Origin of the sequence: Geobacter benzoatilyticus, from assembly GCF_017338855.1 — a bacterium.
In the GTDB taxonomy this organism is placed as follows: domain Bacteria; phylum Desulfobacterota; class Desulfuromonadia; order Geobacterales; family Geobacteraceae; genus Geobacter; species Geobacter benzoatilyticus.
In genome coordinates this window covers 2,158,346-2,178,466 of the sequence record NZ_CP071382.1, presented here as the reverse complement: position 1 = coordinate 2,178,466, position 20,121 = coordinate 2,158,346, and the positions used below count along the sequence as shown (strand labels likewise).

General features: G+C 60.5%; 15 protein-coding genes. 8 read left to right on the top strand and 7 right to left on the bottom strand.

Annotated features, from left to right (window positions below; translation table 11 throughout):
- Positions 1–35: 35 nt before the first annotated feature.
- Positions 36–2,291: a sensor histidine kinase gene (locus tag JZM60_RS10245; RefSeq protein ID WP_207162283.1), complete on the bottom strand. Its 2,256-nt coding sequence runs from the start codon at positions 2,289–2,291 to the stop codon at positions 36–38.
- Positions 2,288–3,445: an ABC transporter substrate-binding protein gene (locus JZM60_RS10240; RefSeq protein ID WP_241426219.1), complete on the bottom strand. Its 1,158-nt coding sequence runs from the start codon at positions 3,443–3,445 to the stop codon at positions 2,288–2,290. The genes JZM60_RS10245 and JZM60_RS10240 overlap by 4 nt, the downstream gene beginning before the upstream one ends.
- 223 nt (positions 3,446–3,668) lie before the next feature.
- On the opposite strand from JZM60_RS10240, the gene htpG reads away from it, so the two are divergent.
- From htpG to JZM60_RS10210, 6 genes are all read left to right on the top strand, one after another.
- Positions 3,669–5,621, top strand: coding sequence for a molecular chaperone HtpG (gene htpG, locus JZM60_RS10235; RefSeq protein WP_207162281.1), 1,953 nt, complete (start codon positions 3,669–3,671; stop codon positions 5,619–5,621).
- A 190-nt stretch (positions 5,622–5,811) separates the two neighbouring features.
- Positions 5,812–6,663, top strand: a complete 852-nt coding sequence (locus tag JZM60_RS10230; protein WP_207162280.1) for an FAD/NAD(P)-binding protein — start codon at positions 5,812–5,814, stop codon at positions 6,661–6,663.
- Positions 6,660–8,696, top strand: coding sequence for a formate dehydrogenase subunit alpha (gene fdhF / locus JZM60_RS10225; protein ID WP_207162279.1), 2,037 nt, complete (start codon positions 6,660–6,662; stop codon positions 8,694–8,696). Before JZM60_RS10230 ends, fdhF begins: the two co-directional genes overlap by 4 nt.
- A complete protein-coding gene (locus tag JZM60_RS10220) occupies positions 8,693–9,679 on the top strand; it encodes a 4Fe-4S dicluster domain-containing protein (protein ID WP_207162278.1) in 987 nt (328 codons plus the stop codon). The genes fdhF and JZM60_RS10220 overlap by 4 nt, the downstream gene beginning before the upstream one ends.
- Before the next feature lie 126 nt (positions 9,680–9,805).
- Positions 9,806–10,069, top strand: coding sequence for a hypothetical protein (locus JZM60_RS10215; RefSeq protein ID WP_207162277.1), 264 nt, complete (start codon positions 9,806–9,808; stop codon positions 10,067–10,069).
- Between the two features lie 68 nt (positions 10,070–10,137).
- Positions 10,138–11,421 carry an O-acetylhomoserine aminocarboxypropyltransferase/cysteine synthase family protein gene (locus tag JZM60_RS10210; RefSeq protein WP_207162276.1) on the top strand — a complete coding sequence of 428 codons (1,284 nt, stop codon included), beginning with the start codon at positions 10,138–10,140 and terminating at the stop codon, positions 11,419–11,421.
- Between the two features lie 92 nt (positions 11,422–11,513).
- Here JZM60_RS10210 and JZM60_RS10205 read toward each other — a convergent pair whose 3' ends face one another.
- From JZM60_RS10205 to JZM60_RS10190, 4 genes are all read right to left on the bottom strand, one after another.
- Positions 11,514–12,365 carry a SagB/ThcOx family dehydrogenase gene (locus JZM60_RS10205; RefSeq protein ID WP_207162275.1) on the bottom strand — a complete coding sequence of 284 codons (852 nt, stop codon included), beginning with the start codon at positions 12,363–12,365 and terminating at the stop codon, positions 11,514–11,516.
- Positions 12,366–12,394: 29 nt separating this feature from the next.
- Positions 12,395–12,784, bottom strand: coding sequence for a hypothetical protein (locus JZM60_RS10200; RefSeq protein ID WP_207162273.1), 390 nt, complete (start codon positions 12,782–12,784; stop codon positions 12,395–12,397).
- A gap of 182 nt (positions 12,785–12,966) precedes the next feature.
- Complete coding sequence (locus JZM60_RS10195) at positions 12,967–13,224, bottom strand: type II toxin-antitoxin system RelE family toxin (RefSeq protein WP_207162271.1); 258 nt, start codon at positions 13,222–13,224, stop codon at positions 12,967–12,969.
- Positions 13,211–13,450 (bottom strand): CopG family transcriptional regulator, encoded by a 240-nt coding sequence (locus tag JZM60_RS10190; RefSeq protein ID WP_207162269.1) that lies wholly within the window; start codon positions 13,448–13,450, stop codon positions 13,211–13,213. Before JZM60_RS10190 ends, JZM60_RS10195 begins: the two co-directional genes overlap by 14 nt.
- Positions 13,451–13,674: 224 nt before the next feature.
- On the opposite strand from JZM60_RS10190, the gene JZM60_RS10185 reads away from it, so the two are divergent.
- Positions 13,675–15,153 carry an Ig-like domain-containing domain gene (locus JZM60_RS10185; protein WP_207162268.1) on the top strand — a complete coding sequence of 493 codons (1,479 nt, stop codon included), beginning with the start codon at positions 13,675–13,677 and terminating at the stop codon, positions 15,151–15,153.
- A gap of 169 nt (positions 15,154–15,322) precedes the next feature.
- On the opposite strand, the gene JZM60_RS10180 is transcribed toward JZM60_RS10185, so the two are convergent.
- Positions 15,323–18,769 (bottom strand): pyruvate carboxylase, encoded by a 3,447-nt coding sequence (locus JZM60_RS10180; RefSeq protein ID WP_207162267.1) that lies wholly within the window; start codon positions 18,767–18,769, stop codon positions 15,323–15,325.
- A 269-nt stretch (positions 18,770–19,038) separates the two neighbouring features.
- Between JZM60_RS10180 and JZM60_RS10175 the strand changes: the two genes are divergently transcribed.
- Positions 19,039–20,058, top strand: a complete 1,020-nt coding sequence (locus JZM60_RS10175; RefSeq protein ID WP_207162266.1) for a peptidylprolyl isomerase — start codon at positions 19,039–19,041, stop codon at positions 20,056–20,058.
- The last annotated feature ends 63 nt before the right edge of the window (positions 20,059–20,121 follow it).

Here is a 20,121-nt window from a genome sequence, read left to right as displayed (position 1 = left end):
CACAGGGGGTGGGGAGTGTCAAGAAACCGGGAGGGTTACGGGATGGAGAGATAGAATGTCGCCCCGTTCCCTTCTTCCCCTTCGGCCCAGGCGCGGCCGCCGTGGCGCATGGCGATCCGCTGGACCGTGGCGAGACCGACTCCGGTCCCCTCGAACTCCTCGGCACTGTGGAGCCGCTGAAAGGCCCCGAAGAGCTTGTCGACATACCGCATATCAAAACCGGCGCCGTCGTCGCTAACGAAGATGGCCCGCTCACCGTGGATGATCGTTTCACCGAACCGGATGTGGGCCGAATCCTTCTTGCCGGTGTACTTCCAGGCATTGTCCAGAAGGTTGTGGAGGGCCACCCGCAACAGCAGTGGATCGCCTTCAACCACCACTCCGTCGTCGATCTCGAACGTGACCTTCCTCGCGGGATGGGCCTCTTCGTACTCCAGCGCCAGCTCCCGCACCAAGCGGCTCAGGTCCACGCGCTCCCGGCGCATGGCGCTGCGGGAGACGCGGGAAAGATCCAGGAGGTCGTCGATAAGCTGTCCCATCCGCCGGGAAGCGCTCTTGATCTTTTCCAGGTAGGAGGTGGCGGTTTCCGGCAGGGACTCGCAGCAATCCTCCATGAGCATCGCACTGAAACCGTCGATGTGGCGCAGGGGCGCCCTAAGGTCGTGGGAAACGGAGTAGCTGAACGATTCCAGCTCCCGGTTGGCGGTTTCCAGCAGGATGGTCCGCTCCTTCACCCGCTGCTCCAGCTCCGCATTCAGACGGCGAACCTCTTCCTCGGCCTCCTTGCGTTCGGTAATGTCGCGCAGCACCACCTGCACGGCCGGCTGGCCGTTGTACGTCAAGGGGATGCCGATCACGTCGACGTCCACCACCGTGCCGTCCAGGCGGACAATCTGCTGTTCGCAGAGGGGAACCGGCCGGCGCTCGTCATAGAGGTGTTTGATCCGTTCGGCCACCACCTTACGGCTGTCGGGGTGGACAAAATCGGTTAGTTGCCGCCCCAGCAGCTGTTCAGGCCGGTCGGCGCCGTAGAGCCTGAGGGCGGCAGGATTGGCGAAGACATAGACACCGGCGCAGTGGATGACGATGGCGTCGGGCGACGATTCCACAAGCAGGCGGTACCGCTCTTCGCTCTCGCTCAGGTGATCCTGGCTGAGCTGGTACTCGTCGAGTTGCTGACGCAGCTCCTCCTCGGCCATGGCGATTTCTTCGTTGCGGTCATGGAGCTCCCCCTCCCGTACACGGACCGCATCGGTCATGGCTCTGAAGCTTTCCACGAGTTCGTTGATCTCGCTGAAACTGGCGGGAGGGAGAGAAAAGTCATAGTTGCCCAGGCTTATTTCACCCGCGCTGGCCACAAGGGCCGTCACGGGCCGCAAGACCACGGCCCGGCCCGCCAGCGCCAGCAGTAAAGCCAGCAGGATGGTGGCTGCCGTGGCAAACCAGAAAATTGTCTCGACCCGCTTGACCGGGGCAAGGGCCTTGGCAAGGGGAACCTCGACGATGACGAGCCACCCCGTCTCCGGTATTCGCACCACACTGCCGAGCCGTTCCACGCCGTCCACGGCATAGATGTGGGTGCCGGCCCTCCCGGCAAGCCCTGCGCGGACGATTTCCATACCCCCAAGATCGGTCTGCCGCTGCACAAGAGTATTGTCGGTATGGCCGATAATCTTCCCGGCACTGCTGACGATGATGACCGTCCCGCCGTTGTCGGGTTTTACCTGTTCGGCAATCCTGCTCAACACCCTGAGCCCCAGGGTGCCGACAACGGCCCCCTTCCCGGCCGGTGCGGCGAACATTACCGCAGGATCGCCGGTTGCGGACGAGAGGAATACCGATGAGCGGCTGATGTTGCCATTGGCGAGCGTTTCGCGAAGAACGGGGAGCCTTGACAGATCCATGCCCAGATAATCCCGCGGCGACGCCTGTACGTTCCGCGCAAAGGCAACATCGGCAACCCGTCCGTTGGGATCCATCAGATAGACCGATTCAAAGAGCCCGATGACCCGGACTTCCTCCAGGAGCCTTTTCGCCTGCTCCCTGGCATTGCCCCCCTCCCGGTCCGTCACCTTCCCGATATGCTCGATGAACCCGTGGGGTTCCCGGAGGCTTCCCGACACCTCACGGGCGATGCTGCGGGCAAGGGTGAGATTGGTCGCGCCCACATGGTCGGACAGGTTGCGCCGCTCAATCGCAAGGGTGATCAGGCCTATGACGAGCACCGGCACCACCGCCGCGACCAGCAGGGCGGTCAGGACGGCGGTTCTGAAACTCGGCTTTAACTTCACTGCGCCTCCACCCGTTGGAATGTCCCCTGGCGAACGGTCATCAGGAACGGCTTCCGCTCGGCATCGCCGAAACGGTCAATGGTAAAATCACCTTGCACCCCCCTGAAGGCCCCGATGGCGAGGATGGCCTTCTTGAGCCCCCCGGGAGGTGGGTCCGAGGCGAGCCCCCGGGAGATAACCTGAACCGACTGGTAGGCGTAGACAGCCCCGAAGTCGGGATCAGCGCCGAACCGCGTGCGGTATGCCCGGCGAAACGCGGTGAACGTGGGAGAAGTGTCGGTGCGGTCGACGTTCTGGTAATAGGTAACTCCTTCCACGGCGGCGCCGCCGTGAACGATGAGCTCCGGTGTGCTCGACCATTCTGACGCCAGCAGGGCCACACGGGGATTGGATTTGCGGATCTGCTGGCAGATCATGGCGGTATCCACGGCGCCGGCCAGAATGAAGACACCCTGGGGCCTGGTCGCCAGGAGCCTGTCCGTCAGGGCCAGGAAATCGGTCGGAACGCCCGCATCGAAAGTGGCAGAGGCCGTCACTTCACCGCCCAGGGTCTCGAAATGGCGGCGGAAGACATGGTACCACCCCTCCGTATGGGCGCGGTTCGACAGGTCGTAGATGACTGCAACGCGCCTGAGCCCGAGCCCCTGCCGGACATGGGCGGCAAGGTGCCGGGCGGTGGAGCCGCTGGGGGGGAAGACGCGAAGGAAATTGTCATCCTTTCCCGTCAGGTCGTTGCTGCTGACCGTGGGGCTCACCATCACCACCGGCGACTCGTTGACCAGGGGCACCGTCGCCATGGCCATGGAGCTGGTCATGGGGCCCACGATGGCCGCGACCTTGGCGTCTACAAACTCGCGCACCGCCTTCCGGGCCGCCTCGGCCTCCCCCTGGTCGTCGCGGACCACAAGCTCCACCGGCCGTCCATTAATGCCGCCGGAGCGGTTGATCTCCTCCACGGCAAAAACGGCGCCGTCGCGGCCGGCCACCCCCAGGTCCGAATGGCGGCCGGAGAGGGTGCCAAGATATCCTATCTTCAGAGCATCGTCGCGCCGGCATCCCGACAGGGCCGAAACCATGGCAACGGCACACACGACCAGCCCCCCCAGCAGCACAGGGGCTACAATCCGCATACGTGAACGATCCACCTGACCCATCGCCCCCCTCCGGGAAAAAATGCAGCGTCAATAATACCAAAGCCTCGCAAGGATAACAGGATATTTTTGCAATTCGTGTTCCACAGGGAGTGCATTTGCAGCTTTCTTCGTGCATATTCTGATGATGTGTGGTAGCTCCATCATCCCCCTTGAAATTCGTCCCGGCGATGATTAGGTTAAGAACCACGCGCACACAAAACACCAAAAGGAGACCGTCATACCCATGAGCAAGAGCACCAAAAAGTTCGAGACCGAAGTCCAGCAGCTCCTGGACCTCGTGATCCACTCCCTCTACTCCAACAAGGATATCTTCCTGCGGGAGCTCATCTCCAACGCCTCCGACGCCGTCGACAAGGTCCTCTTCGAGTCCCACCAGAACGCGGCGGTCATCGAGGGTGAACCGGAAGGAAAGATCAAACTCATCACCGACAAAGAAGCCGGCACCATCACCATCCGCGACAACGGCGTCGGCATGACCATCGAAGAGGTTGAGAAGAATATCGGCACCATCGCCCACTCGGGGACCAAGGCGTTCCTGGCGAACCTGAAGGAGCAGAACGTGGCCGAGCACCCGGAGCTCATCGGCCAGTTCGGGGTCGGCTTCTACGCCTCGTTCATGGTGGCCGACCGGGTCACCCTCGTCACCCGCCGTGCCGGCCACGACAAGGCTGCCGGGGTCCGCTGGGAGTCCACCGGCGACGGCACCTACACCGTTGAGGAGGCTGCCAAGGAGACCCGCGGCACCGAAATCACGCTGCACCTGAAGGAAGAGATGAAGGAGTATCTGGACGAGTGGAAGATCCGCTCCATCGTACGCAAATACTCCGACTACGTCCAGTACCCCATCGTCATGGACGTGACCCGCACCGAAGTCCCGAAAGGGGTGAACGGCGAGGAAATCGAGGGGGCCGGCACCATCGAGAAGACCGTGGAGGAGACCCTCAACTCCATGAAGGCCATCTGGGCCCGCTCCAAAAGCGAGGTAACCGAGGAGGAGTACGAGGAGTTCTACAAGCATGTCTCCCACGACTTCGAGAAACCCCTCAAGACCATCCACTACTCGGCCGAAGGGGTGAGCGAGTTCAAGGCGCTCCTCTACCTGCCGGCCCACAAGCCCTTCGATCTCTTCATGCCCGAGCGCAAGAAAGGGGTCCAGCTCTACGTGCGCCGGGTCTTCATCACCGACTCCTGCGAGCAGCTCATCCCCGACTACCTCCGCTTCGTAAAAGGGGTGGTGGACTCCAGCGACCTCCCCCTCAACGTGTCGCGGGAAATCCTCCAGGAGGATGTCCAGATCAAGCGGATCCAGAAGAGCCTCGTCGGAAAGATCATCTCAACCCTCGCCGAGATGCGGGAGAAGGAGGCCGATGACTACCTCGCCTTCTACAGGGAATTCGGCCAGGTCCTCAAGGAAGGGGTCCACTTCGACTACGCCAACCGGGAGAAGCTCCAGGACCTCCTCCTCTTCGAGAGCACGAAGACCGAGGCGGGTACATTCACCTCCCTCAAGGAGTACGTGGAACGGATGCCCGAGGGGCAGGAGGAGATCTACTTCATCACCGGCACGAGCCGCGCGGCCCTGGAGCAGTCCCCCCATCTGGAGATTTTCCGGAAGAAGGAGTACGAGGTCCTCTTCCTCACCGACCCCGTGGACGAGTGGGTGGTGCAGGGGGTCACGGAGTACGACGGCAAGAAGCTCAAGGCCGTTGACCGGGGCGATGTCATCCCCGCCACCGAGGAGGAGAAAAAAGAGCAGGAGGCCAAGCGGGAAGAGGCGGCCAAGCAGTACGGCGACCTCCTCTCCTTCGTGAAGGAGAAGCTCGACGCGCGGGTGAAGGAAGTACGGCTCTCCAGCCGCCTCACCGACAGCGCCTGCTGCCTCGTGGCCGACGAGCACGGCCTCAACGCCAACATGGAGCGGATCCTCCGGGCCATGAACCAGGACGTGCCCGACTCGAAGCGGATCCTGGAACTGAATCCGGACCACCCCATCATGCAGGTGATGGCCAACCTCTTCGCCAAGGACAACGCCAACCCGCGCCTGGGCGACTACTGCGACCTCCTCTACGACCAGGCGCTGCTCACCGAAGGGTCCCCCATCACCGACCCGCTCCGGTTTACCCGGCTCGTGGCCGAACTGATGGTGGCGGACGGAAAAGCTGCTGCGGAAAAGTAGCTGTTTTTGCAGAAAAAATGAAAAGGGGGAGGGTCGGCGACGGCTCTCCCTTTTTCTATTGGCGCATTGCAAAGAACCCCTGGACGCCGTCCACCTTGGACATTACAATGTAGCGTATACGTCAAGCCGGGCATCATCCCGGTGAAAATCAGGCGTTTCAATCAAATGACGAGGTCCCGGATACGTCGCCATGAAACAATCGCCAAAACATCTCGCCTCCGCCTCCCTCTACCGGCCGGCAGACTGCGAGATCATCGCAGTCTGCGACCTGACACCCCACGAAAAGCTCTTCCGCCTCCGCCTTGCCGACGGGAAGCCCCTCGGCCATCTCCCCGGCCATTTCGTGCAGGTTTCCCTCCTGGGGTGGGGAGAGGCGCCCATCTCGGTGGCGTCATCGCCGACCCGCAGCGGGTATTTCGAGATGGGGGTGCGGCGGGCCGGTACTCTGACCGGCGCCCTGCATGAAATGAAGGCAGGGGATGTCATCGGCATCCGCGGCCCCTTCGGCAAACCCTTCGACCTGCCGCGACTGCGGGGGAAAGATCTGCTCCTGGTTTCCGGCGGCTGCGGGCTGGCGCCCATGCGATCCCTGATCCAGTATTGCGAGGACCAGCCCAGGGAGTTCGGCTCAATTACCATCCTCTACGGGGCCAAGAGCCCGGCGGATACCCTCTTCAAGGATGATCTGGCCGCCTGGGAGGCGTCGGCCCGCTTTACATGCAGCCGCACCGTGGACCGGATCACCGGTGGGGATTGCTACAGCGGCGGAGTCGGACTGGTCACCGCCCTCATCCCCCCCCTGGAGATCGATCCCGGCCGGACCGTGGCAGTGCTGGTGGGACCGCCGGTCATGTACCGGGCCGTGGTGGAGGAACTGCGGAAGAAAGGGTTAGGCACCGACCGGATCGTAGTCTCCCTGGAGCGCCAGATGCGCTGCGGCGTCGGCAAATGCGGCCACTGCGCCATCGAACACCTTTACTGCTGCCAGGACGGGCCGGTGTTCTGGCTGAATGAAATCGAAAATCTAAAAGGCGCGCTATGAACCACACTCTCACCGTCTGCCCCTACTGCGGCACCGGCTGCATGTTCTACCTCGTCAGCGACGGCGGCCAGCTGGTGGGAGTCGAGCCGAGCGTGACCCACCCGATCAGCCGCGGCGGGCTCTGCGTCAAGGGGTGGAACGCCTTCGCCTTCGTCCATCACCCGGACCGCCTCACTACACCCCTGATCCGGCGCGGCGGAGAGTTGCGCCCCGCCTCATGGGACGAGGCCCTCGGCCTGGTGGTGGACCGCCTGCGGGAGATACAGGAGCGCCACGGGGCCGATTCCATCATGTTCGCCTCATCGGCCAAGGCCACCAACGAGGAGAATTACCTCCTGATGAAGCTGGCCCGGGGGGCGTTCGGCACCAACAACATCGACCACTGCGCCCGGCTCTGCCACTCCTCCACGGTGGTGGGGCTGGCCGAGACCTTCGGCTCCGGGGCCATGACCAACTCCATCGACTGCATCGACCGGGCCGAAGCGATCCTGGTAATCGGCTCCAACACCACCGAGCAGCACCCACTCATCGGTTCCCGCATCCTAAAGGCCGCCCGGAGCGGCGCACGGCTCATCGTGGCCGACAACCGCCGCATCCGCCTCGCCCGCCATGCCGACCTGCACCTGCGTCACCGGAACGGCAGCGACGTGGCGTTCCTGAACGGAATGATGCAGGTCATTATCGCCGAAGGGCTTGAAGACCGGGAGTTCATCGAATCCCGCTGCGACAACTACCCTGCTCTGGCGGCTGCGGTGGCCCACTGGACTCCGGAGCGGGCCGCCGCCGTAACCGGACTGGAACCGGGGGAGATCGTCGCCGCCGCGCGGCTCTTCGCCAAGGCAAAGACCGCGATGATCGTCTACTCCATGGGTATCACCCAGCACAGCCACGGCGTGGACAACGTCCGCTGCTGCGCCGCCCTGGCCATGCTGACCGGCAACCTGGGGCGCCCCGGCACCGGCGTGAATCCACTGCGGGGGCAGAACAACGTGCAGGGGGGATGCGACATGGGGGCACTCCCCGACGTCTTCAGCGGCTACCAGAAGGTGGCGGACCCGGCGGTCCGGGAGAAATTCGCCGATGCATGGGGGGTAGACGGGCTCCCAGAACAGCCGGGTCTTCCTCTCACCAGGGCCATGGATGCCGCCGCCGAGGGGCAACTCAAGGGTATGTTCATCCTGGGGGAAAACCCGATCCTCTCGGACCCGGACCAGGGACATGCGCGGCGGGCCCTGGAGAGCCTCGATTTTCTCGCGGTGCAGGATATCTTCCTCACCGAGACCGCCCAACTGGCCGATGTGGTACTCCCCGCCGCCTGCTTCGCCGAAAAGGAGGGGACCTTCACCAACACCGAACGCCGGGTGCAGCGGGTGAGAAAAGCCGTGGAGCCGCCGGGCAAGGCCCGTGCCGACTGGGAAATCATCTGCGCCTTGGCGGAGCGTGCCGGCTACGGCGGGATGCGCTATCCCGACCCCTCGGCGGTCATGGATGAAATCGCCTCCCTCACCCCCATCTACGGCGGCATCGGCTACGACCGCCTCGACCCCCACGGCCTCCAGTGGCCCTGCCCCGACCGTAGCCATCCCGGCACCCCAATCCTCCACGTGGGCCGCTTCACCCGTGACTCGGGGCGGTTCAGCCCGGCCCCCTACCGGCCTCCGGCAGAGCTCCCCGACGGCGACTACCCCTTCGTGCTCACCACCGGCCGCACCTACTTCCACTGGCACACCGGCACCATGACCCGGCGCACCCACCTCCTGGACCGGGAAGAGCGGTGCTCTTTCGTGGAGATCAACCCGGACGACGCCGCACGCCTCGGGATAAGGGAGCGGGACCGGGTGCTGGTGACGAGCCGCCGTGGCGAGGTGCAGGCTCGGGCGCGGGTGACGGAGATGGTGGTCCCCGGCGTGGTATTCATGCCGTTCCACTTCACCGAAGGGGCCGCCAACGCCCTCACCAACAACGTGCTCGACCCCGAATCCGCCATCCCCGAATTCAAGGTCTGCGCGGTGCGGGTCCGGAGGGCGCCATGAAATCCCTCCGCCCCGAACAGCTCGCCCCCTTCTTCGCGTCCCTGGAAGCGACCCACGAGGTCCGCCTCCCCATCCTCCTCCCCGACGGAACCCGCACCCTCGGCCATCCCGGAGACGGTCCCCCGGCCCTCCGGGACGGCCCGCTGCCGGGCAAACCGACAGCGGCCTTTTTCCCCCATGAGGGTGGGATATTCACCGCTGCCGCCGGAACGGTATCCCCTCCCCCGGCTCCGGAAAAACCGCTTCTGGTTGCCGGTTTCACCCGCCGCGACCTCGCCTGCCTCCGCTTCATCGACCGGTTCTTTGCCGACGGCTGGCGGGACGACATCTACTTCCGCCGCCGTCAGGGGGCGGTCATTGTCGGCGTATCCGGCTACTGCGGCCCGGAGGGCGCCCTGATGCCCTGCGCAAACGGCGACTGCGACCTGGAGCTGGTAGCGGACCGCGCCCGGTGGCTCGTCGTCCCCTACACCGACGCCGGCGAGGCCATTGTCGCCGGATTGCCCGATGCCTCACCCGACGGAACGCTGGAGCGGATACGGGAGGAATCGGCAGCGCTGACGGACACAAACGAGGCCCTTATCCGCCGGGCTTCCGAGCTGATCCGGGCCGACCGCGTTCCAGACACCTTCTGGGCCGGGATCGGCGACCGCTGCATCGCCTGCACCGGATGCAACCTGGCCTGCCCCACCTGCACCTGCTTCGGCGTGCAGGACTGGCGCTACGCCGGACGGGTGGAACGGAGCCGGATGTGGGACTCCTGCCAGCTGGACGGCTTCATGCGCGAGGCGAGCGGCCACAACCCCCTGGGCACCGAGGCGCTCCGCACTCGCCGCCGCATCCACCACAAGCTGGCCGCCGACCCCGAAAGGTGGGGTGAGATCAGCTGTTTCCTCTGCGGCCGCTGCGATGCGGTCTGCCCCACCGGCATCGGGATCTTCGCGGTGGCACGGGAACTGGTGGAGAGGTACGGCGGGAAGTGACCCAACGTTTCCATTAGTGGCAAAGTCCGTCGGTAAAAGTGGGAATAAGCAGCATTGACAATATACGACGTATTTTGTCGCACCTATCGGTTTTACTGTAATCATCACACAACCGGGAGGTGCGTCATGATCTATCTCACCACGGACCAATTCGACCAGGCAGTCTACTTCGATCTCCGCAAAGCCGAGCATCCCCGCCGGGCCGGCGGGGAGGAACATATCCTTCACGGTCTCCTGGGGAACGGCGTCAGCGAGGTGCCGGTCACCATACGGAGCTGGCGCGACTGGACCGATGTGGATTTCGGCAAAGGGGATCTCTTCAGCTTCGTGGACGAACGGACCATCCGCCGTATGCTCGGCCAGGTGGCCCGCGAGATGGAGCTGCATTAATTCCGGGTTTCCCGCAGGGTAATTCTCTGGTATTATCGCGGTCCCACTATTGTTGAAAGGAGACCGCCATGAGCAGTTCGTGGAAAATCGAAACCCAGGCCATCCAGGGGGGGTACAGCCCCAAATCCGGCGACCCCCGCGTTGTCACCATCTGCCAGAGCACCACATTCAAATACGACAGCGCCGACCATGTGACAAAACTCTTCGACCTGGAGGAGCCCGGCTTTTTCTATACCCGTCTGGGGAACCCCACCACCGACGCCTTCGAGCAGAAGCTGGCCATGATGGAGGGGGGCGTAGGGGCACTGGCTACCTCCGCCGGCCAGGCGGCCACGACCCTCTCCATCTTCAACATCTGCCAGGCGGGGCAGCATTTCGTCACCGCCAGCACCCTCTACGGCGGCACCTACAACCTCTTCGCCTGCACGCTCCCCAAGATGGGGATAGAAGTAACCTTCGTTGACCCGGAGGCGCCGGCTGACGAGATCCTCGCCGCTTTCCGCCCCAACACCAAGGCCCTCTTCGCCGAGACCATCGGCAACCCGGGGCTGAACGTCCTCGATTTCGAGAAGTTTTCCGCCGTTGCCAAGGAGAAGGGGGTGCCGCTCATCATCGACAGCACCTTCGCCACCCCGTACCTCTGCCGCCCCTTCGATCATGGGGCCAACGTGGTGGTACACTCGGCCACGAAATACATCGACGGCCTCGCCACCAGCGTCGGCGGCGTAATCGTTGACGGGGGGAATTTCAACTGGGACAACGGCCGGTTCCCCGAACTGACCGAACCCGACACCTCCTACCACGGCCTCCAGTATGTGAAAGCCTTCGGTCCCATGGCCTACATCGTAAAAGCCCGCGTCCAACTCATGCGCGACTTGGGCTCGACACCGAGCCCCTTCAACTCCTTCCTCTTCAACCAGGGGCTCCACACGCTGCCCCTCAGGATGCAGCGCCACAGCGACAACGCCCTAGCTCTGGCCCAATTCCTGGAAAGCCATCCCTGCGTCAGTTGGGTAAAGTATCCGGGACTCAAGAGCCACCCGAGCTTTGACCGGGCGCAAAAGTACCTGCCCCATGGCTGCAGCGGCGTCCTCACCTTCGGCATCAAGGGAGGGGCGGAAGCCGGCAAGAAGTTCATGGAGGCGTGCAAGCTGGTAGCTCTTGTGGTTCACGTGGGAGATGCCCGCAGCTGCGTCCTCCACCCGGCCAGCACCACCCACCGCCAACTGACCCCCGAGCAGCAAACCGCTTCAGGCGTGGCCCCGGACCTGATCCGCCTTTCCGTGGGCATAGAGCACATCGACGACATCATAGCCGACGTGGACCAGGCCCTGGCGACGAGCCAGAAATAACAAACCGTTTCCTCTCCCAGACGCACAAAAGCCTGCCGGATATCCGGCAGGCTTTTTCTGTTGAGGCTCTGTTTGATTCAGGTAACAAAAGATCAGTAAACCACCGGCTGTTCAATGGTAAGTTTGGGCTTGCCAAGAGGATTGCTCGACGGCTTTTCCGATTTTTTCTGCGGGATTGTCACCGCGTCCTCCGTATCCTCCACTGTTGGCGGAGCGGCAATCCGGGCTGGAGTCGACCAGATATTTTCAGGTGACGGGAGACGCTGTGCCGCCGGTTTAGCGGTACCGGCCTTCTCCTTCGGCACCCCAACCGACTGGGCCAGCACGATCCGCTGCTCATTGCGCAGCCCCATGGCCTTCGCCAGGGCCGGGGAGTCTATGGATGCCCGCACCACAGTGGCAAGCCCTTCGGAGGCACAGAAGAGATAAACGTTCTGGCTGATGGCCCCCGCATCGGCAGCAGAATAAAAGGCCTTCTCCTCACTGCCGGCATCCCCCATCTGACCATAATCGGCCACATAGACGAGATTCACCGGAACGTCTGCCACGAAGGGTTGCTGGCCGGTCAGCGCCCGGATATCCCTGGTCCCCTCCTGAATCAGCCGATGCCCACGGGCGTCGTAGAGAAAGAGGCCATCGGCAGTGGCCACATAGATATCGATCTCCTGCCGGTTCATGGCGGAGGGGGCGGTACGTCCCCCCTTTTCGGGCCGGTTGATGCCGAAGGCTGCCCAGAGGAGATCGGAAAGCCGGCGGGGGGAAATCGCTTCTCCGCTGAACTCCCGCGTGCTCTTCCGCTCCCGCAGAGCGTCCATAAGGGGCATTCCCCCTTCGGTACTGGGAGATGCCAAGGTAATCACCCTGGACTCATCGGCAACAGCCACAACGGGAGCTGCCAGCATAACTCCGAGGATTCCTCCTGCAAGAATACGTGCTGCGTTCATCCTCATCCTCCCTTTTGAATGCGCCCTTCTCAGTGCTGCACGCCTTCACCGCCGGCAGGCTGCTGGGCTGCGGCGCGCATGGCGGCCTTGTGCTGCTCGAGGGTCTCCAGCTCGCGAACCTTCTCTCCGAGCCAGTGGTGGAGTTCCCGTGCAGTCTGGTAGTTGAGCACCACCCCTGTGGGGACGAACCGGACAAGACTCTGGGCGAAATCGTCGGGCTCCACACCGGTCTCGGCGCCGATGGTGCCGTTGGGGTTCACTTCGTGGGTTATCTCGTTGGGAAGCGGCGGCCGCTCAAGATAGAAATTCACGACCAGGTCGCCCCTGGGAGAGACGCCGCCATGGGCGCCGTTCACGTAGACGGGGTTGTAGTCGTAGGTGAAGATGTACTTGAAGGTTACTTCCGGTTTCTTGGACACTAGTGCTTCTCCTTCCTTGTATGGTAGTGGAATGTATCCCCGATAAACTCGTGGAACAGAAAACCGTTATCGAAAAAGGGGAACCGCCCCTCTGGCGGCTCCCCTTTAATAACACGTTACAGTGGTGGTTTCGAGTATTTTTCTTCTCAATTTCAACAAGAAAGGTTCCCGGAATCACCGTGTCACCGGTACACTTCCCTCCGATGGCCAACCTTCACCACACACACCGTAAGTACGTCGTCCTCGATGGAGTAGACAATCCGATAGTCTCCCTGGCGGATGCGGTATCGCTCTTGGGCAGAAAGCTTCTCCACACCCTGAGGCCGCGGCTCGTCGGCCAGCGAGTGGATTCGTTCGACAATCTTGGTCAGGTCGCGCTTCGGGATTGCCTCCAACTCCTTGACTGCTGATTTCTTGAGAATAATCCTATATACGGCCATGCTTCTTGAGTTCCTTGAGAACCTCCTCGAAGGAGACAACCGGCTCGGCCACCCGTTCCTCGAAGGCGGCCAGGTCAAGCCGGTCTTCTTCAAGAGAGAAGCGCACCGACTCGTTAATGAGGTCCGAGATGCTGCGCGAGGTCTCCAGGGCCTTGATTTTCAGTGCACGGTGAAGCATGGGGTCCAGATAGACCGTCGCTCGCTTCGCTGGGGATGTCGTTGCCATGTATGTACCTCCTTGCTGATGTCATCTTCACGGTAACATTATGACGTTATGGCGTCAAGACGCTCCGTAACATGCTTTTGACGGCACATCATAGTGGTTCGCCAATCTACTATTGAATTCTCAACTCTCGGCACGATCAATTCGCAAACTTATTGGTTGTCATTAACCGTACACAATGTTAGTTATTCACGCTAAAAAAATTTCCGAATTTTAATGAGGTGAGAATGGGACTTCCATTGAAACTCTGGTCTGCAGGAATTATATCCGTCCTGGTTCTCGCCGGGTGTGGCGCAGGAGGCAATACAACTTTACCAGCCACGTCAATACCGGCTAACGGGGCAAAGAACGTCGCCCTACTTTCCTCAATAGAGGTCACTGCAGCATCGGGACTCGACCCTGCCACGGTAAACGGCTCAACCGTTTCCCTCTTCGGCCGGAACAATCACAAATCCCGCGTATTCCGCGCCCAAGGGTCGGTCAATTACGACTCAGCAACCGGCAAAGTTACGTTCATGTTAAAGCATAAGCTCGAACCAAACTGCTCATACACCCTAACACTTTCAGGATTCAGTGACACCGACGGGAACACCGTCGCCGACAGGACAGTCTCCTTCTCCACCCTGATCCCTCGCCCCTCTCGGGCTGTCTGGTATGCAGCAGATGGAACCGTTGAGCAATACGAAACGCACCAGTTTGACAGCGATGGCTTCAACATCAGAACAACCATATACAACGGTCCTGGTGTAGATACAATCTGGTTCACGGCCGACGATCAAGTGGTGTCATATTACGAAGCCACCTCTGATCCAGGCAGCGTAAGAGTCGTCTCTCATCCGAGTGCCGGCCCTGACGGAATTTGGTTTACTACAGACGATCCGGTGAGCATGTATTCCGATCAAAGCTACACAGCCACGGAAGATGCCACAATTTACTACAATGGTCCGGGGCATGATGGAACATGGTTCACTGCAGATGATGCCATATCGCATTACACCAAAATCACTTACAACAACGATGGATTAACAGGCACCCAGGCCATGTATGACAGCGCTGGCATTGACGGTTCATGGTTCACTGGTGACGATGTCTGCAGCACTTACAGAGCCAGCCTTTATGATGCCAACGGGAATGAAGCTCGAGTAGCATTCTCTGGCAGCACTGGTGCCGATGGTATCCCCTTCACCGCCGATGATTCAAATGTGCGCTACAGCACCTATGATTACGACGCAAATAACAATCTTATTCGACAAATTGTTTTCACTGATCCCGGGCCAGACAGCGCCTGGTTTACATCCGATGACGGGATCTTGCAGTACTCATGTGATTCACACAATGAAACGGGAAGACCAACAAGAGGTATATCCTATGACAACCCTGGCCACGACGGGGTCTGGTTTACGGCAGATGACAGTATACGGAGCTACAATGACTACTTTCTTGACGACACGGGTAGAACGAGACGTGTGACTGTCCATTCATATGGTCCTGGCCCGGACGGAGCATGGTTTACTGCCGACGACCCCATCTCGGATTATTTTGACTACTCTTACGATTCCAATGGCAACGTAATTAAAATTTCTGCCTTCACTCCCGGAGCGGATACACTTTGGTTCACTGCTGACGATACGCTTTCCCATTACGAGTATTACATTTACGAAACCAATGGGATCTTGGTTTATGCAGATACATTTTTTGTGCATTGAAAATCACTTGGCAACAAACAGGTCACGTTCGATTCTCTGTTGACTACACAATCTCGTTTCATAGAGAAAGGCACAAAAATATACTTCATAACCGTGCTTCTGCTCAAAAGCAAAAGGCCCGCAAATACGCGGGCCTTTCTTTTTCCATCTGCAAGACAAGCACAAAATGTCAGGCCATAACGATAACCAGGTCTTCCTTCTCCACCTTATCGCCTTCCTTGAACTTCACCTCAGCAACGGTGCCGTCCTCCTTGGCCTTGATGTTGGTTTCCATCTTCATGGCCTCGGTGACCATGAGGACATCGCCGGCTTTCACCTCGTCCCCGGCCTTGATGTTGAGCTTGAGAACCTTGCCCGGCATGGGGGCGCCCACGTGCTTGGCGTTCCCTTTGTCGGCCTTCTCGCGCACCGCCTCGTCGGTCTGCACCGACTGGTCGCGGACCACCACGCTCCGGGCGTTGCCGTTAAGCTCGAAGAAGATGTGCCGGGTGCCGTCGGGATGGACCTTGCCGATGGCATTCAGCTTGATGATAAGGGTCTTGCCCGGTTGTATCTCGATTGAAGTTTCCTGCCCCGGTTCCAGACCGTAGAAGAAAATCGGTGTCGGGATGACCGAGGTGTCGGAGTGCTCGTGACGGTGCTTGTCGAACTCCGGGTAGACGTGGGGATAAAGGATGTAGCTCATGAGCGCTTTGTCATCCACGGAGTGTCCGACCTTCTCCTCCACCTTGGCCCGCTCTTCCTCGAAATCCACCGGTTCCAGCAACTCGCCGGGACGGCAGGTTATGGGCTCTTCCCCTTTGAGGATGATATTCTGCAACTCCTGGGGCCAACCCTGGTAGGGCTGTCCCAGCATCCCCTTGAACATGCCGACGACGGACTCGGGGAAGGCCAGCTCGCTCCCCTGGGTGAAGACATCCTGCACGTCCAGGTTGTTCTTCACCAGGAACATGGCCATGTCACCCACCACCTTGGACGACGGCGTAACCTTGACGATGTCGCCGAAAAGGAGGTTCACCTTGTGGTACATCTCCTTGCACTCCTCCCAGCGGTCCAGAAGGCCGAGGCCGGCCACCTGGGGCTTGTAGTTGGAGTACTGGCCGCCGGGGATCTCGTGGTGGTAGACCTCGGCGGTGCCGTTCTTGAGCCCCGACTCGAAGGGGGCGTAGTAATCGCGCACCGTCTCCCAGTAGTTGGCCAACTTCTGGAGCCCTTCCTCGTCCAGGCGGGTGTCCCATTCGGTTCCCTTCAGGGCCGCCACCAGGGCGTTCAGGTTCGGCTGGGCCGTGAGTCCGGAGAGCGACGACAGGGCCGCATCGACGATGTCTACCCCCGCCTGGCAGGCCATCAGCAGCGTGGCGCTGCCGTTGGATGAAGTGTCGTGGGTATGGAGATGGACCGGAATGCCGATATTCTCCTTGAGGGCCTTGACGAGCTTGAAGGCGGCGAAGGGTTTCAGCAGCCCCGCCATGTCCTTGATGGCCAGGATGTGGGCCCCCATCTGCTCCAGTTCCTTGGCCATGTTCACGTAGTATTCCAGGGGATACTTGTCCCGCGTCGGATCGGTGATATCGCCGGTGTAGCAGATGGCAGCCTCGCAGATCTTGCCGCTCTTGCGCACCGCCTCCATGGCCACGGCCATCCCCTTGGTCCAGTTGAGGGAGTCGAAAACCCGGAAGATGTCGATGCCGGAGGAGGCCGCCTCCTCCACGAAGCGCTGCACCACGTTGTCCGGATAGTTGGTGTAGCCCACGGCGTTGGAGCCGCGAAGGAGCATCTGGAAGAGGATGTTGGGAATCGCCTCGGAGAGCTTGTGGAGACGCTGCCACGGATCTTCCTTCAAAAAGCGCATGGAGACGTCGAAGGTGGCGCCCCCCCAGCATTCCAGCGAGAAGAGCCCGGCCCCGAGACGGGAAGTCGGCTCGGCGATCTTCAGCAGATCATAGGTGCGGACCCGGGTGGCCAGGTTCGACTGGTGGGCGTCGCGCATGGTGGTATCGGTAAGAAGCAGCTGTTTCTGCTCAAGAATCCACTTGGAGAGCCCCTCGGCGCCGAGGTTCATGAGAAGGTCACGGCTTCCGGCCGGACGCGGCTTAGTTACGTCGACCTCCGGAACATGGGCATCCAGGAGCTCCGCAGACCGCAGGGGCCTGGCAATGCCCGGAGAGCCGTTAACGATGACATCGCCCAGGAAGCTGAGGACTTTCGTGGCCCGGTCCTTTTTCTCTACAATCTCAAGGAGCTCGGGATGTTTTTCAATGAAGGAAGTGTCGCATTTCCCACCCAGGAAGACCGGGTGGGTGATGACGTTCTCCAGGAAGCCGATGTTGGTCTTGACCCCCCTGACCCGGAACTCCTGGAGGGAACGGTTCATGATGTGGGCCGCCTCCTCGAAGGTGAGACCCCAGGAGGTGACCTTGACGAGAAGCGAATCGTAGTGGGGGGTGATTACCGAACCGGTGAAGGCGTTCCCCGCGTCAAGGCGCACCCCGAAACCGGCCGATGAGCGGTAGGTGGTGATGGTGCCGAAGTCCGGCGCGAAGTTGTTGTTGGGATCTTCGGTGGTAATCCGGCACTGGATGGCATACCCGCGCATGGCAATGGACGCCTGGTTCGGAATGTTGATGGGAGAGTCGGAAAGCTTCTTCCCCTCTGCCACGAGAATCTGGGCCTGCACCAGGTTGCGGCCGGTGATCATCTCGGTCACCGTGTGCTCCACCTGGATGCGGGGGTTCATCTCGATGAAGTAAAAATTCCCCTCCTGGTCCAGGAGGAATTCCACGGTGCCGGCATTGCGGTAGTTAACCTGACCGGCGATCTTGAGGGCCGCGGTGCATATTTCCTCGCGGGTCTTCTGGGTCAGGCAGATGGAGGGGGCAAACTCCACCACCTTCTGATGGCGCCTCTGGATGGAGCAATCCCTTTCGAAGAAGTGGACCAGATTGCCGTGCATGTCGCCGAGAACCTGAACCTCGATATGCTTCGGATTCTCCAGATAGCGCTCAAGGAACACCGCCGGGTTGCCGAAGGCCGCCTTCGCCTCGCTGCGGGCCGCCACGAGCCCTTCGAGGAGCTCCTTCTTCGTGCGGGCTACCCGCATCCCGCGCCCGCCGCCGCCGGCAGCCGCCTTGATGATTATGGGATAACCGTAGTTTTTGGCAAAGATGAGCGCTTCTTCCTCATGCTCGATGGGCTCTTCGGTGCCTGGAACGGTCTGAACACCGGCAGCCATGGCAACTTTCCGGGCCGACACCTTGTCGCCCAGAGCCCGCTGCATCTCAGCCGTGGGGCCGATAAAAGCGATGCCCTCGGCCTCGCACTTTTCGGCAAACTCGGCGTTCTCCGAGAGGAAACCGTAACCGGGATGGATTGCGTCCACGTCATACTGCTTGGCAAGGGCAATAATCTCGTCGATGCCGAGATAGGCGTCGATGGGGCTCTTCCCCTTGCCCACAAGGTAGGCCTCATCGGCCTTGTAACGGTGGAGCGACAGCTTGTCCTCCTCCGAATAGATGGCGACGGTACTGATGCCGAGCTCCGTGCAGGCACGGAAAATACGAATCGCGATCTCGCCGCGGTTGGCGGCCATTACCTTCCTGAATCTTCTTTTCTCCATCCGGTCCCCCTGTGTTTTTACGCAAAATAAAACAAATACAACCCCAATAAAACTTTATTGAAACTAAAATTATTTCGTTATTTTGTATAGTTAGCAACAAATTTCCATAGACCGCATCAAATCAAATTGAAGATTTGTTGTCAAGAATAAACTTTTGTTTTACCTGGTTGCAAAACCGCCTGCCGACAGTGAATTTTTTCCCTTAACAACCCCATCTACAGGTGGTACCATTTATCGTGTTTTCATTTCAGCCAAGGAGATAACACCGCATGAACGTATTCAAGACAGTCCGCGGACAGATTATTGCCCTTTCAGCGCTCGCTCTTTTCGCCGGCGTCGCGGGGGCGGCCGAGTCCCCCACGGCCAAGACCGCCGCAAAAGACGCTGCACCGTCATCCCCCTTGACTGTGGCAGCCCGGGTGAACGGCGTCGACATCACCAACGCGGAGGTGGATCGGGCCAAGAAGATCATTCTATCCCGGAACCAGATGGCACATGCATCCATGAACGATGAAATGTCGAAGAAAGTGGATGAGGCGGCCCTTAATCAGATTATCGCCAAGGAACTCCTTTATCAGGCGGGCAAAAAGCTGGAAATGAAGGATCTGGACAAGCAGGTTCAGGACAGGGTAGCGGAGAACAAGGCGCGTTTTGCCTCCCAGGACGCCTATGACAAGGCACTGAAAGAGATGGATATGTCCGAGAAGGAAGTCGAAACCTTCACCCGGGAGGATCTGGTCATCGGCAACCTGATTGAAACGACTATCGCTCCGAAGGCCAAGGTTACCGACGAAGAAGCAAAGAAGTTTTACGATGAAAACAAAGACAAGTTCCACAGGGAGGAGGCGGTTCGCGCCAGCCATATCCTGGTGGGAGCAGACCAGAATGCTACTGCTGCCGACAAGAAAAAAGCGAAGGAGAAGGCCGAGTCGCTGCTCAAGCAACTGAAGGGTGGAACCGATTTCGCCGAACTGGCCAAGAAAGAGTCCTCCTGCCCCAGTTCCGCCCAGGGTGGCGATCTGGGCTTCTTCGGCAAGGGGCAAATGGTTCCCGAATTCGAAAAGGCCGCCTTCGGGCTGAAGCCGGGCGAGGTGAGCGACGTGGTCGAGACCCAGTTCGGTTACCACATCATCAAGCTGTCCGAGAAGAAGGACGCTGAAACCGTCCCCTTCGAGGAAGCCAAGGAACGGATCGTCCAGTTCCTCACCCAGCAGAAGGTACAGCAGGGTGTCAGCGATTACGTTGAAGAACTGCGGAAGAAGGGAAAAGTCGAGGTCCTGGCTAAATAGCAGCACCCTCCTCCAGAAAAAGAAAAGGCCGCGCCGGATGATCCGGGCGCGGCCTTTTCTTTT